General features: G+C 66.4%; 13 protein-coding genes and 1 pseudogene. 3 read left to right on the forward strand and 11 right to left on the reverse strand.

Features of this window, described 5'->3' with window-relative positions:
- Positions 1–435: 435 nt before the first annotated feature.
- On the forward strand, positions 436–1344 hold the full coding sequence (locus tag OG225_RS27745) for a hypothetical protein (RefSeq protein WP_405177949.1): 909 nt from the start codon (positions 436–438) through the stop codon (positions 1342–1344).
- Between the two features lie 4 nt (positions 1345–1348).
- Here OG225_RS27745 and OG225_RS27750 read toward each other — a convergent pair whose 3' ends face one another.
- From OG225_RS27750 to OG225_RS27780, 7 genes are all read right to left on the reverse strand, one after another.
- Positions 1349–2338 (reverse strand): SCO2521 family protein, encoded by a 990-nt coding sequence (locus tag OG225_RS27750; RefSeq protein WP_405177950.1) that lies wholly within the window; start codon positions 2336–2338, stop codon positions 1349–1351.
- Between the two features lies 1 nt (position 2339).
- Positions 2340–3344 (reverse strand): SCO2522 family protein, encoded by a 1005-nt coding sequence (locus OG225_RS27755; RefSeq protein WP_405177951.1) that lies wholly within the window; start codon positions 3342–3344, stop codon positions 2340–2342.
- Between the two features lie 27 nt (positions 3345–3371).
- Positions 3372–4310 carry an SCO2523 family variant P-loop protein gene (locus OG225_RS27760; protein WP_405177952.1) on the reverse strand — a complete coding sequence of 313 codons (939 nt, stop codon included), beginning with the start codon at positions 4308–4310 and terminating at the stop codon, positions 3372–3374.
- A gap of 4 nt (positions 4311–4314) precedes the next feature.
- Positions 4315–6288, reverse strand: a complete 1974-nt coding sequence (locus tag OG225_RS27765; RefSeq protein ID WP_405177953.1) for an SCO2524 family protein — start codon at positions 6286–6288, stop codon at positions 4315–4317.
- Between the two features lie 104 nt (positions 6289–6392).
- Positions 6393–7244 (reverse strand): TIGR02569 family protein, encoded by an 852-nt coding sequence (locus tag OG225_RS27770; protein ID WP_405177954.1) that lies wholly within the window; start codon positions 7242–7244, stop codon positions 6393–6395.
- A gap of 120 nt (positions 7245–7364) precedes the next feature.
- On the reverse strand, positions 7365–8549 hold the full coding sequence (gene moeZ / locus OG225_RS27775) for an adenylyltransferase/sulfurtransferase MoeZ (RefSeq protein WP_109528363.1): 1185 nt from the start codon (positions 8547–8549) through the stop codon (positions 7365–7367).
- Between the two features lie 146 nt (positions 8550–8695).
- Entirely contained in the window at positions 8696–9826 is a 1131-nt protein-coding gene (locus tag OG225_RS27780) for a DUF3152 domain-containing protein (protein ID WP_405177955.1), read from the reverse strand.
- A 345-nt stretch (positions 9827–10171) separates the two neighbouring features.
- Between OG225_RS27780 and OG225_RS27785 the strand changes: the two genes are divergently transcribed.
- Positions 10172–10864 (forward strand): TetR/AcrR family transcriptional regulator, encoded by a 693-nt coding sequence (locus OG225_RS27785; protein ID WP_109528364.1) that lies wholly within the window; start codon positions 10172–10174, stop codon positions 10862–10864.
- Positions 10865–10946: 82 nt separating this feature from the next.
- Here the strand turns inward: OG225_RS27785 and OG225_RS27790 are convergent, their stop codons facing one another.
- Positions 10947–11174 carry a DUF3107 domain-containing protein gene (locus OG225_RS27790; RefSeq protein WP_216908056.1) on the reverse strand — a complete coding sequence of 76 codons (228 nt, stop codon included), beginning with the start codon at positions 11172–11174 and terminating at the stop codon, positions 10947–10949.
- A gap of 109 nt (positions 11175–11283) precedes the next feature.
- Positions 11284–11841 (reverse strand): YceI family protein, encoded by a 558-nt coding sequence (locus OG225_RS27795; protein ID WP_405177956.1) that lies wholly within the window; start codon positions 11839–11841, stop codon positions 11284–11286.
- A 101-nt stretch (positions 11842–11942) separates the two neighbouring features.
- Here OG225_RS27795 and OG225_RS27800 point away from each other — a divergent pair, with 101 nt between their 5' ends.
- Positions 11943–12779, forward strand: coding sequence for a helix-turn-helix transcriptional regulator (locus tag OG225_RS27800; RefSeq protein ID WP_405177957.1), 837 nt, complete (start codon positions 11943–11945; stop codon positions 12777–12779).
- A 41-nt stretch (positions 12780–12820) separates the two neighbouring features.
- Here the strand turns inward: OG225_RS27800 and OG225_RS27805 are convergent, their stop codons facing one another.
- Both OG225_RS27805 and OG225_RS27810 read right to left on the reverse strand, forming a co-directional pair.
- On the reverse strand, positions 12821–13516 hold the full coding sequence (locus tag OG225_RS27805) for a ferritin-like fold-containing protein (protein WP_405177958.1): 696 nt from the start codon (positions 13514–13516) through the stop codon (positions 12821–12823).
- A 73-nt stretch (positions 13517–13589) separates the two neighbouring features.
- Positions 13590–14647, reverse strand: a pseudogene (locus tag OG225_RS27810) (alpha/beta hydrolase).
- Positions 14648–14687 lie beyond the last annotated feature (40 nt).

The raw sequence follows: 14687 nt of genomic DNA on the forward strand, positions 1-14687 counted from the left end.
AGCGCACTATAAACTTGTCAATACCGAACGGATTCACCTTGGTAATCGCCATGCGAGGAAAAAACGATACGCCGGTTCGCACGCGACCTTACCCCGCGGTCGAACGTTTCGCCGACTCCGGGTCGCGCGGGCGCGTCATCCATATCGTCGCACGTTCGATCGACTCGACAAACGCCGGTCGCGCATCCGTAACCCCGTCGGACGCGCCATTCTCACCGCGGGTTCGACCGGGCATCACAATCCGGCCGGTCGATCGCTACGAGCAGGACGGACTAGTCGCCGATGCTCCGATATCGCTGTTTCGGCGCGCGCGAGCCGTGCTGAACATTGTCGAGCGCGTCGAACGCCCCTCCCGCATGGTTCCCCCGCGCGGCCGATGGCCACAGGATCAAGACCACTCGTCGGCCTGATCGATAGCCGAATCCCACTGCTATCGTGGACATCACACGCCACAACGTGGTGACGTCCGGGGGGATGAACATGATCGAGTACGAACGGCACTGGCAGCTCTCCGATTTCGTCCGATCCATGACCACCCGTATCGATCGGAACGGCACGGCCTACGCGCAGGAGGTGGCGAGTCGGCTCGGTAGTCCGGTGCGGGGCCATGACACCGCGACCGAACAGGCTCTACTGGATTCGCTCAATCACCGTGTAGAGGATGTCCTCACCCACTACGAGCCACCGTCCACCCGACGACGTGGCGACAGCTTGGTCTTCCGGCACATCTACACCGCCCACGACACCCCCGAGGCGCGCGACGCCGCTACCGATCCGACGACGATGCTGCTTACCGCACTACTGGCGGCCGAGGTTGAGACACGAGGCCCGCTGCGGCTCAGCCGCATCCAGAGCGCACAACTCGCGGCACACTACGAATGCATCGGCGCCGCACTGGTGGCATCCGGACTAACCGCGCACGCGATCCTCGCATTCCGCGGTGCGTCGAGTTTGCACGGTCAGCACGGAGATGTAGAAGAGCAGGACCGCTGCGGACTCGCGATCGCCCGCGTCAGGCGCCGAGCGCATCCGCCGGGCCCACGGCGGCTGCCTGGCTGGGCCGCGGATCTATTGTGCGGCTATGGCTATCGACCATTCCGACTACTGCTGTGGATAGCCCTGCTGCTCGTGCTGTTCACCTTCGGTCTGCGGGCGAGCTCCGATATATCTCTCACGACCGCGTTGCATATGAGCCTGATCAACTTCCTCAACCCGATCGGCACCGGCGATCTCCCCGAGGTGCATCGCCCGGGTCAGGTGCTGCTCACGATCGAGTCCTACATCGGGATCGTCTCGACCTCGGTCTTTTTCGCCCTGCTCGTCCGACTGTGGTTCCGCCTGTGAGCGGCTACCATTCGGTACTGCGCACACCGGTCCGGTGCAGCGCCGCCAGGGTCGCGACGGTCATCCGGTCTCGGAGCTGGCCGACCCGGGCATTCCACTGATCGGTGAATCCGGGATCGGCCTGTAGCTGATCCCACGCAGGCTGTAGGCCGACGGGAACATGCGCGCCGGGCATCCACAGACAGACGAGGTGTTCCAGTAGCGGCGCGAGGACACTCACCGACTCCGGACTCGCGGACCGGAACAAGTCGGCTCGCTCGACCTCGGCGTCGATGACCGTCAACAGCCAGTCGTGCAGTGCCAGATCCTCGCAGAGGCGGTGCACGGCCGCGAGTTCAGCCTGGTCGCGAACGGTGATCAGCGCGGTGCGCACCGTCTCGTCCTGCACACGGAACACCACCGCCGGACTGCTGACGTTCGCGATTCGCGCCGCCCACCGCAGCCGGGTGGTATCGGTAGGAATGGGCGACTTCTGATTCAGCGTGGCGTTCATCCGCACGGTCATCAACAGTCGATCACTGATCGACTCGAGGTCGAGGGTATCCGCCTGCGGTTCGTCCGGCATCAGAAAGCCCTCGGCCAGATCGGCCGCCGTGTCGATGCCCGCGCGACTGCGGCTGAGCAACTCGATGACGCCGACCCGCTCGAGGTAGTGCGACCACACATTGCGCCGACCCATCTCCGCGTCTGTCACCGTGGTCTTGGCCGAACTCGAAAGGACTCGCCCGCCGACCACGACCGCGTTGACCCCGACCGTTCCCACTGCCCGTCCCGCACTACGTGAAACGGTCGCCAGGCGACAATCGACACCGACCGCGGTCGTTGGCGAACTCGCCCAAGCGATCGGACGCTGCCGTGATGTCACCCGCCGCCCCGGGACCAAGGCCAACAGCTCCTCGACAGCACCGCGGCTCAGGGTCGAGGAATCGGGGACAAGGCAGGTGCGCACCTCCCCCAGCACGACCAGCGGCGCCGAGGTGCTGCCCCCAGCCATGTCAGGACCCCTCCAGCAGCAGATGGGACAGCCGCTTGGTAACGGTGCGTGGCAGGGTGATTTCCTCGCGCCCCGCCCGGGCGACGATCTGGTCTATCACCTCGGCATCGAGATCGATGTGCTCGAGGATGATCCGCACCGCATGCTCGACACCGAGATATCGCTGCGGCAGCAGCGACAGCGAACGGTAGGCGGCGAACGGTTTCGCGGAAGGGTTCAACTGGATGACGGCGGGCATCTCCCACCATTTCGCGGGAAACGACCGTGAGGTCCACAGGCGTGGTTCGACCACCGGCCTGCCCTCGTAGCGCAGCATTCCGAGCCGCAGCAGCTGCCAAATCGACGCCAGGAAGGGGCATGACCATTTTGTGTGGATTTCATTGCGTCCGTTGACCCTGACGGTACGGCGACTCCATATCTGCACGTCGAGGAAGATCGAGTGTTCGCGCGCCGCGAGTTCCTCCGACGGGCGGTAGGGCTCGAATCGCATGGCCTCCGACGGTTCGTCTTCCGACGAACGACGCCCGTTGCACAGCCAGCCCGATTCGGTCACGGGGGGACGCCGCCCGGTGAATTCGCGCGGCGGTTCGGCCACGATACGCGCCGCCACTATCTCGGCGAGGCCGATAGCGTCCGCACCCTCGATCGTCGCGGGCACCTCCCAGCAGCCCGCCTCACGCGCCAGATAGTCGATCACGACGCCGTATTCGTCTGCGATGCCGAGTAGCCGGTTGATGACCTCGGTCGGGTCGGTGTCGTGGCGGAAATAGTCATCGATCAGAAAGCAGGTGCTGACCCGCGCCTGCGGACCGAATTCCGCCCGGGCGGCCGCCGTGAAAGCCTGTACCAGCGGACCGATCCGCTGGAACTGCGCGCGAAGGCGTTCATCACCGTTGCCGAAGTCGTCCATGTAGAAATGCCCCGCCTCGATCGAGACGTGAGACAGCGGCACCTCGGAGACCCGAACACGTTCGGTCGCCTCGCTGTAGCCCGCGAAACTGTCCACTGGAATCCAGACCCTTCTGGCGACGTTTCAGGAGGCTTCCGGCGTCTCCACGGACTCCCATGTCGCTTCATCGATGAGGCGGGCGGCGAGTCCACTGAAGGCGGTGACGGTGGCCGGATTGGCTACTTCGGCGGTGACATCGGCGTCGAGAATCACTTGTTCCCGCCATTGCAGTATCGGCTCGACGGGTGTCGATCCGAGTACCTTGCTCTCACCGAGCAGATTATCCGACGCCAGTGTGCTCAACGCCGCGTCTTGCTCCTGCACCCACGCGGCCTGCGGACCGCCGACAGCCCCGGTGTGGGTGTCGACCTGCGGCACTGCGGTCCGCACGAAGCGCACGCTCTCCAGCAGAGTATCCGGATTGTGCCCGTAGGCAGCCCCGTTGTCCAGCAGTCCACGCGCACCGTGGACCAGTCCGTTGGCCGCGAGGATGTGCTGACGAGTCCACCGGTGGAACACCAACCAGCACACCCGCGTCGCCCGGAAATGCGGCAGTACGGTCGCACGCAGCACCAGATCCATCGCCATCGAACGCCCCGCGCTCAGGTCTACGATGCAATTGGTGTACCGCTGCTCGAGTCCGAGCAGCAGTCCCGCGCAGCGTTCTACGATCTTCGGATCGTTGGCGTCGAGGAATTCCCCGCCGCCCGCGTCACCGGGGATGAGCATCAGCTTCCCTGAGCGGTGTCGCTGGCGACGCAGCGCCGCCCGATCGGTCGAGGCGTAGACATCGAGTCGCGTCGTCGTACCGTTGCGCCCGAGCAAGTAAGAATGCAGTCCCGTCTCCCCCGTGACACCGCGGCTCACCGAGCTGATCTCGAAAAGGGCTCCCGCGGTGGGTGAGCCGAAATCGAAATCGGCGTACACAACGCTCTGGCCGGACAGACACAGGCGGTACGCGATATTGCAGCTGGTCACCGATCGCCCGGTGCCGCCCTTGTCGGAGGTGGCGAACACGATCATCGGATCAGGCCCCCCGGGTCGCGTCGCGACGGGCATAGGTCAGCTTGTTCAATTCGAACAGGGCCACCGACGCGAGACTGAACGAGGTACCTGGTTGTTCGTCGATCAGCCGCCTGGCCTGGGTGAGATACTCCTCGACTTCGTCTAGCATGCGCCGGTTATCCGAACTGTCATTCACACTCACCCCGAGCATGACCTGATTGAACAGGTGGTCCGCCTCATTGAGCAGGTCGACCGCGCGCACGACCATCGAAGCGGCGCGCAGCGGCACCTCACGAAAAGTGCGGTCGGCGGTGACGAGACTCTCGATCATCCGTTCGGTCATGTACCAGGACGGTTTGAACTCCGGCTGTCGCTGCGAGTCGCCGCCGAACACCGCCCCCGGGTCGTCCCACAGACCCGCAGCGGGCCCGACCCGCAGCATGCGTCGATCGATATGATCCATCGTCGTCTCGGCCAGCTGCATGAGCTTGTCACGCGCTTCGATATTGCCGGACAGCCTTGCCGCCTGAAGCGTTCGCTTGAGCAGCACCGGAGCGAAATCCGAGACCTGCCATTGCAGCCGAGGTCCGCCGCCGACTTCTTCGGTGCCGACCAGTGACAATTGCACACCCGGCATGTGCAGGTGCACCGCCGGATCATCCCTGGTCGGTCGCCGCACGATTCGCCCGCGTCGCGCCAGTTCGTCGAAGATTGCCACGGCCCTTGTCAGATCGTCGTCGGAAGCCGTGCGGTTGACCAGATCCTGGATGAGTACCGCGGAGACGATGAGGCTGTAATAGTCGGACTCGTCACCGTCTGTGGTGCGCCACGGAATATCCTCCAGCGGCCACCCGACGGGTCCGAAGCGGGCGACGGTCGACCAATAACGCTGTGTCAGATCCCAGCGGATGCGCAACGACTCGGCGAGCCGGTACTGATCCTCGCTCAACAGGTCGAGTTCGCGCGTGCGCTGGGAGATGAGATCGTTGATGCCGTCGAGCGCGATGATGGTGAAGTACAGATAGGGGCGGGTGTCGGCGATCCCGGGCTGTCTCGCGATGGCGGAATCGATGAATCCGACCGAGGCCGCGTCCTTGGCGATCCCCCAGGTCCACCCGCACTCGAACAGCAGGCCCTCGTCGTCGAGTTGAGTGTCGGGGGTCTGGCCGAGTGTGATGTCGTTGCGCAGCCTCGCCCTGACCCGCTCCAGCGACTCACGCACTTCCCGCAGGACTGTGTCCTCCAGTCTGCCGTCCTGGTTGAGCATGCTCAGCAGTACCTGCCCCGCAGGCGATTTCGGTGACATCGTATTCACGACGAAGCTGCGCACGAGCCCGGTCATCGCGGCGGTGAGCCGGGTGCTGAGCCTGTCCGACAACCGGTCGATCCGGTCGATGAACTCCCGGTGGGCCTTGCCGCGCAACGAACCTTCGTATACGCGAAGGAATCTCATTCCGGCGACACAGACGCTCAGCGACATCGAGTAGGCGTCGACGACCTCGATCTGACGCTGTTCGGCGGTCAGATCACGATGGTCCGTGGACCGCAGTCGTCTGCCCGACGCGAAGTCCGGCTCACCGTCGGGTCTCGTGTTACGTTCGATGTATTCCTCGAGCCGGGCGATGACGAACGAACCGATCCGAGGCGCGCCGCCGACGACCGACAACACCGCGCGCACATCGGATTCGATGAGATCCTCGCGATCGAGTGCGAAACTGTCTATCTCCGTGGCCGGGAACAGCAGACAGTGCAGCTGCTCGGAATCACTGACCGAGTTGGGATCGGTTGTCTGCTCTACGGTTTCGGGCCGACGCTCGGGTTCGGAGAAATCGGACACCGTGGGCGGTTGGAACACGTCATCGAGTTCGAAGGTGTGCACCGCATCGATCGACTCGAGTGTTTCGCCGATGTCCCAGTTCCAGGTCCCGTCCCGGTAGCACGCGGCGAGCAGCGCGCTCCAAATGTCCAGAATCTGTTGCCGAGGCTGAATTCTCATCTGCCGCCGCCCTCCACCCCGTGTCGCCGTCGCCGCAAATCAGCCGTCTGCCTTGCCTGCCGCGGCGTCCAAGCTGCGAGAAAACTATCTCACAGCCATCGGGCTCACAACGTCAGCCGCACCATATCGGCCGTCCGCGCCAGCCCGGAAAAAGCCTGCGGGGTCGACCTCGGATGGATCGCATGCACCGCGAGCCGGAATATGACTGCGCGCAAGAGCATTTGAGGCCATTCTGGCAGATCCGACCACCTCTCCATAAGTCCGTCGTCGGCGCCACCCCAAGCGAGGGCGTCGACGACGATGACGCCTGCGGCCCATTGGGGTGGGCGCCAGTACGGTGTCAGGTCCGAGAGACCGGGGGTTCCCGGTCCTGAGAACAGGACGGTGCCGAAGAGATCGCCGTGCACCAGTTGCGGGGGTGTCCTGACGGATTTGCGCAGAGTCGCCAGCTGACCGATCAGTTCCATGCTGCGGACGCCGTCGGCACTCGTCGGCGGTGGGCTGCCGCCTGCGCGCAGGGTCCGCAGCGGCACGGCTTCCCAGGCGGCGCGGTCGGCGGCGACGAAGACGTCGACGTCCATCCACGGCGCGACGGGCGGCTGTACGAGAAACCGAGGACGTTCCAGTTCCGCGGTGGCCTGGTGCAGGCGCAGCGATACCGAGACGACCTCGTCGTGGCGGGGTTCGGGGAAGCCTTCCAGGTGGGTGTCGGCGCGCCAGCCGGAGACGACGTAGCGTCCGTCGGTGGCGCGTACGGGGCGGGCCAGGCGCACGCCGTCGACCTCGAGCGTCTCGCGGATCTTCGCCGACCACGCCGCGCGCGCGTGGTCGGCGACGGGGCTGAGCACCACGTCACCGCAGCGCCAGCCGCCGTCCCAGTCTCCCAGGGACACCGGGGTCACTTCGCGCAGACCGAACGTCGCGCGCACGTGCTCGGGGGGTTCCACAGAAGTCACGGCCGTACCGTACCGCCGGTCACGGCGGCCCGGAACACTGCCACACCGCCGATCGGGGTCGCGGTCCGGTGTCGAATTCGTATACCGCGCACCGGGCATGGAACCCGATGCGCGGTGTGATCAGTAGACGGGAAGCGAGGTGTCGATCTGTTTCGCCCACGCGACGATGCCGCCCTGGACGTGGGTGGCGTCGGAGAAACCGGCCTTCTTCAAGGCGGCCAGGACCTCGGCCGAGCGGATACCGGTCTTGCAGTGCAGCACGATGGGGCGGTTCTGCGGCAACTCGGCCAGGACCTCGCCGGAGAGGATGCGGTCCTTGGGGATCAGTTTCGCGCCCTCGATGTGCACGATGTCCCATTCGACCGGCTCTCGGACGTCGATGAGCTCGATATCCTTGCCCGCGTCCAGCAGTTCCTTGAGTTCGCGCGCGGTGATGGTCGACCCGGCCGCCGCCGCGACACCCTCGTCGGAGACCACGCCGCAGAACGCCTCGTAGTCGATCAATTCGGTGATCGGCACACGTTCGGGATCGCGGCGCAGTTTGATGGTGCGGTAGCTCATGTCGAGTGCGTCGTAGACCATCAGTCGACCGAGCAGCGGGTCGCCGATACCGGTGAGGAGTTTGATCGCCTCGGTGACCATGACCGAACCGATGGACGCGCACAGCACGCCGAGCACGCCGCCTTCGGCGCAGGACGGGACCATGCCGGGCGGCGGGGCCTCGGGGTAGAGGTCGCGGTAGTTGATGCCGCGGTCGTCGGGTGCGTCTTCCCAGAAGACCGAGACCTGGCCCTCGAAGCGGTAGATGGAACCCCACACGTACGGCTTACCGGCCAGCACCGCCGCGTCGTTGACGAGATACCGGGTGGCGAAGTTGTCGGTGCCGTCGACGATCAGGTCGTAGTCGCGGAACAACTCGATCGCGTTCTCGGGCTCGAGCCGGATCTTGTGCAGGTTGACGGTGATCCCGGAGTTGATCTCGTGGATCGAGTCGCGGGCACTGTCGGCCTTGGGGCGACCGATGTCGGACTCGCCGTGGATGATCTGACGTTGCAGGTTGGAGGCGTCGACCTCGTCGAATTCGACGATGCCGAGCGTGCCGACACCGGCCGCGGCGAGATACAGCAGGGCGGGCGAGCCGAGACCGCCCGCGCCGATCACCAGCACCTTGGCGTTCTTCAGGCGCTTCTGCCCGTCGACACCCAGATCGGGGATGATCAGGTGGCGACTGTAGCGCGCGATCTCGTCGGTAGTCAGCTCCGCGGCCGGCTCGACGAGCGGCGGCAGGGACTTCGATGATGACACGTCCAGGACTCCTCGAATCGAATTGGCCGATCACGGCTTTTGACATCACGGCGTTGACCACCCGTGCAACACCGGCGAGCGGGCCGTTCTTCCCGTTCTATGGTCGCGTACCCGCCCCCGGCGCGCGTACGCACCCCACGGGACGGCTAACCGCGGGGATAGGGCCAGGGGTTGAAGCGGCAACGCTTGCCGTCCATGGGGACGACGCCGTCGGGGTCGAGGGCGGCGATGTCGTTGTTCTTGGTTCCGAAGGTCTGCTGCATCATCACCGGTGCGAGTCCCCCGTCGGTCTCACAGGGCTGATGCTGGTGGTAGCCGATGGCGTGGCCGACCTCGTGGTTGATCTGATACTGCCGGTAGGACCCGATATCGCCCTCGAAGGCGAGCGCGCCGCGGACCCAGCGGACTTCCGAGAGCACCACGCGCCGCAGGTCGGCGTTGTAGCAGGAGGAGTCGATCGGGATATCGAATCCGCAGGCCTTGCGGGTGGACTCACGCGAGGTCAGGGAGATGCGGAAATCAGGTTCGCCCTGGTCGATCCGGCGGAAGGCGAATTTGCGGTCGTGCGACCAACTCTTCGGGTTGGACAGGGTGCTGTCCACCATCCTCGCCACCGCGATGTCACCGCCGAGTCCGGAGGTGTCGATACCGTCCTCGATCTCGACGGTGTAGCTCAGATGCAGTTCCGCGCCCGCCCCGAATTCGGCGGCGGCGCCGGGCACCACGTGCCAGGTGCCCGCGCCGATCTCGGTGAACGGGCCGCCCTCGGGGAGCGCGCCGGTGGGGAGATCGCCGGGGAACTGGCCGTCACCCGGCGGTGCGCCGATGATGCCCGCCGAGGCGGCGCGCGGGCTGAGCCTGCCGAATCCGGGATTCCCGCCCGCGCCGATGACCTCGGGACCGCCGTTCACCGCGTCGACGACGACCAGCACGGTGACGACGAAGAGCACGGGCAGGGCGTACGCGCGCCAGCCATAGGTGGAGATGAAGCGCCCGAGCGCGCTCTGTTTCTTGACTCCGCGTTCCGGGCGCGGTGACCGGGCTCGCGCCTCGTCGGGTGCGGTCGGATCCCAGCGGGCCCGCAGCGGTTGGTGTGTGCGATCGGCCGAGGCATGGAGTCCGAACGGGTCGCTGACCTCGACCGCGGTGCCGACGTTGTCGTCCTCCGCACGGGAATGCTCCGGGGTCGGCCCGTCACCGTCGGCCGACGGGTCCGAACGCGCCCGCCCCCTCGTCGAACCGGACCGCGCGTCGGACCTGGCCATGGATTCCGACATCACGGTTCCGTCGGCCCGGCGGCCCACCGAGGCCGTCCGGCCGAAGCAGCGCCGGGTATCGCACCTGTCGCGGGGCCTGGATAGGGTATGGAAGACGAGTGCCCGGGGCGGTCGACACGATGGGTCACGCACACCAGACTCTCACAGTCGGCGGTATCGCAACGCCACGAGTGCCGCGGAGCCGGAACGGCGAACATGACACACCACAGGGGTTCGCTGCGATATATCTCACCGTGGGGACTACATGCGTATCCCCGAACCGCATGTATGCCACAACCGGGTATCGTTCATGGGATACCCGGTGCACAATCCCTATTTGCCGGGGAATCGACTGGGAGAGCCGAAATGACTGACCTCGTGGACCGGCCGACGTCGCGTAAAACGTCGTCCGAGGCCATGGCGCCGACCAAGCGCGGCACTCGTCTGCCGCGTGACGAACGACGCCAACAGCTTCTCCATGCGGCCAGCGAGGTGTTTGTCCTACGCGGTTATCACGCCGCGGGAATGGACGAGATCTCCCAGTGCGCCGGTGTGAGCAAGCCCGTGCTGTACCAGCACTTCACCAGCAAACTCGAACTGTACCTGGCTGTCCTCCAGAACTACGTCGACATGCTGGTGTCGAGCGTACGCCAGGCATTGCGTTCGACCACCGATAACAGGCAGCGTGTCCGCGCGGCCGTCGCCGCGTACTTCGACTTCGTCGACAACGAGATGCAGGGCTTTCGCCTGGTCTTCGAGTCGGACCTGACCAGCGAGCCGCAGGTGCAGCGCCGGGTCGAGCAGGCGACCGAAGCCTGTGTCGACGCGGTCTTCGATGTCGTGGCCCACGATTCCGGCCTGGACCCCTACCGGGCGCGCATCCTCGCCGTCGGCTTGGTTGGCGCGAGCCAGTTCACCGCCCGCTACTGGCTGGAGGCCGACCGCCCGATCCCCAAGGACGACGCGGTCGACACCACCGTCGCGCTCGCGTGGGGCGGTCTGTCGCATGTGCCGCTGCATCCGCTCGACGGCGGCGCGCCGCGCACCCTCGGCTCTTAGGAACAGATGAACAGAGCCCCTGTGCTCGACCGAGTCGGTCGAGCACAGGGGCTCTGTTCGTATCCGCGCTCGGCGGCGAAGGCTAGACGGCGGCGAAGCCGACGCGGCCCGCGGCAGGCGTGCCGATTTCCACGTAGGCGACCTTGGAAGCCTGGATCAGGAACTTGCGACCCTTCTCGTCGGTCAGCGACACGACGCCCGTGTCGCCGGTCAGCGCACCGGATACCAGCGCTTCGACCTCGTCCGGGGTCTGCGAGCTGTTGATCACGAGCTCCCGCGGGCTATCCGATATACCGATCTTGACCTCCACGGCCAACCTCCGAACCTAGAGTCCTGTGCTGTCGAATCCAAGGCTAGTGCAGGGCGGGGACGCCGTGTCGGACGGCTGCCTGCGCTGTCAGCGAACAGCGTGGGCGGCGCTACTTCGGCTCGACCAACTGGATCTCGAGTTCGACCTTCACGGCGTCGCCGAGCATGCCGGGCAGCGGGACGCCGACACCGAAATCGGTGCGCTTGATGGTGCCGGTCGCCGAGAATCCGGCGTGCCGTTCCCCGGCCGCGGGCACATCCTGGACCCCGCCCCACTCGACCTCGAGCGTGACCGGTTTGGTGATGCCGCCGAGCGTCGCCTCGCCCTCGACCACGAAGGTCTCGGCGACCAGCACGGGTTCGGTGGCGCGGAAGGTGAGCGTCGGACGGTTGGCGACGTCGAGGAAGTCGGCGGCGCGGATGTGATTGTCGCGGTCGGGGTTTCCGGTGTCGAAGGAGTCGAGGTGGATCGTCGCGCCGATGGTGGCCGCACCGGACTCGTCGACCACGAATTCGGTCTCGAAGCGGGTGAAGCCGCCGCGCACCTTGGAGATGCCGAGGTGGCGAATGGTGAAGGCGACCGAGGAATGATTCGTATCGAGGGCCCACGCCCCGACCGCGAGGGGTCGGGTGGCGGACGCGGTGGTGGATTCCGAGGTACTGGTCATGCCATCGACGATCACTCGCCGATCATCGGATAACCAGACCGCCGTTATCCTGGCCCTCGCAGGGCGCGGCTCCGGATCCCAGGACAGGGCAGGATGGAGATATGGCCCGAAACGGATTCGCGGAATTCCTGGTCGCCCGGCGCGCCGAATTGCGACCCGCCGATATCGGCATGCCCGCGGGCGGGCGGCGCAGGACCCCGGGATTGCGCCGCGAGGAAGTGGCCGTGCGGGCGGGCGTCAGCGCCGACTACCTGGCCCGGCTCGAGCAGGGCCGCGATACCAACCCGTCGATGTCGGTGGTCGACGCCCTCGCCGACGCCCTGCTGCTCGCCGGTGCGCAGCGCGACCACTTCACCATGCTCGCGCTCACCTCCGGCAACGAATACCGTTGTCCCGGTTCGGAATCGCCCGACGAACAACTCGCCGACTCGATGCGGACGATTCTGCGGGCCCTGCAACCGACGCCAGCCCTCGTGGTCGGGCGACGTTTCGATGTGCTCGGCTGGAATCCCGCCTGGGCCGATTTCGCCGCGCCGCTCGGCCTGTTCGACGAGGCCGACCGGCCGAATCTGGCCTGGTACATCTTCATGCATCCGGCCGCGCAACGCGTGCTGCGCGACTGGTCGGCGGCCGCGGATCATTTCGTCGCCGCCCTGAATCGGGCCAAAGTCCGCTGGCCCGCCGACGACACCCTGCGCGAGATGATCGCGGCGCTCCAGCGCAGTCCGGAATTCGCCGAGCGTTGGAAGCCACATCGGCTCGGCGACGATCGTTCCGGTGTGCTCGCCTTCGATCATCCGGTGCACGGCGCCGTCGACGTGCCGTTCGAGACACTCGACTCCGACCGGGACCAGAGTGTGATGATCTGGCTGACGGACAAGACCGCGGCGCAGGCGCCGGGCCTGCGCCTGGTCGAACCGCGCGCCGTCAACGAATAGCGCGGGGGCACAGCGCTATTCGCTCCCCGCAAGGGCGCGTGTCAGAGGCCGAGTACCGCCATGCGCTCGGCGTGACTGGTCTGCATACGCTCGAAGAGTTCGGCGATGCCGTTGAGATCGCCCGTCGCGGTGAGGACCAGGTCGGTGAGTTCGTCGCGCTGGGCCATCACGTATTGCGCCTGGGTGATCGCCTCACCGAGCAGGCGGCGACCCCACAGCGTGAGCCGGTCGCGCTCGGAGCGACTGGTCTCCACCGCCCGGCGCACCTCCTCCACCACGAATTCGGAGTGGCTGGTCTCGGCCAGCACGTCACGGACGACGGCGGCCACCTCGGGGCTGAGCGCACCGGCGATCTCGGTGTAGAAATCGGCGGCGATACCGTCACCGACGTAGAACTTCACCATCGATTCCAGCCACGTCGACGGGTCGGTGGACGCGTGATAGGCGTCGAGCGCGTGGACGAACGGTGCCATCGCGTCGAAGATATCGGCGCCGACGGCGGCCAGCGCGGCTTCCAGCGACGCGAAATGCCCCATTTCGGCGGCGGCCATCTTGGCGACCGCGACCTTGCCGCGCAGCGTCGGGGACAGTTTCGCTTCCTCCGCCAACCGATAGAAGGCGGAGATCTCGCCGTAGGCGAGTACCGCGAACAAATCGGTCACGCCGGGATGGTCCGCCGCGAGAATTTCGGAATCGATCGGCGAAACTCCCAGTCCGGCGGATATCTGTTGTCCCATGTATGCGAAGGGTAGTCCTGGATTCCGAACCCGGCCTTGCCAACCCGAACTTTCTCGGTTCCGCGTCGCCGGACTACCGCAGTTCGGCGAGGAATTTGTCGATGGCTGCCCACGTCGTGTCGCGGGCCGTGTCGCCGGTGAGGATGCCGAGATGGCCGCCGGTGGCGGTCTCGTAGCGCACCGAGGCCGCGCCGGTCAGATTCGCCGCGCCCGCCTCGACGGCGGCGGCCGGGGTGATGACGTCGTCGGGGCCCCGACCAACAGGACGTGCGCCGTCACCTCGGCGAGCGCGATCCGCCGCTCCCCCAGTCGCACGACACCGCGGCCGATGTCGTTGTTCAGGAACATCCGGCCCCACAACTGTCCGTAGAAGCGGCCGGGGTAGCCGGGCATCGCGGCCATGAATCGGTCCACCGATTCCATTCTGGCCAGGGTTTCGGTTCTGGCGATATTGCGCGCGACGAACCATGGTCGGCGCAGTTCGCGATCCCACGCGGTGGCCCGGTAGGCGATACGGGTGAGCGGAGCGGGCACGCCGCCCGCGAGCCGGACCGCGGTCGACGCGACGAGGTCGCCCCGAGTGCGTTCGGCCACCGCGCGCAGTTGGGGCACCCCCGGCATCCTGTCGTAGTCCAGCGGTGAGCCGATCGCGGTGATCGAGCGGATGGGCAGGTGCGGGTGCGCGGCTGCGGTGAGCAGCGACAGTGTGCCGCCGAGGGACCAACCGATCAGGTCGACGGGCGCGCCGCCGCGATCGGCCGATGCGCGTAGGATCGCCTCGGGCAGGATGTCGTCGATCCAGTGCTCGAATCCCATCCGCCGGTCCGCGAAGGCGATCTCGCCGTAGTCGACGAGGTACGGCGATCGACCGGTCTCCAGCAGGAATCGCGCGACGCTCTGGTCGGCGCGCAGGTCGAAGCAGAGTGCGGGCGCGGCGAGCGGCGGAACCAACAGCACGGCGGATGTCATTGTGGCGGAATCGGATTCGGCACCGTCGAAGCGGCTCAACCGCCGGTGTGGTTCATCCCACAGCACCGTCGACGGGGCGGGATCGTGGTCCCGGACGCCGGGGCCGAAGGTGAGCGCCCAGGCATTGCGGGCGGCGAGGGTGACGGTGTCTGCGAGACTCACACCAAGAATCTCTCACATCCCGGTACCGACGGTTACAGGC

The organism is Nocardia sp. NBC_01377, from assembly GCF_045040005.1.
Classification (GTDB): Bacteria; Actinomycetota; Actinomycetes; order Mycobacteriales; family Mycobacteriaceae; genus Nocardia; species Nocardia noduli.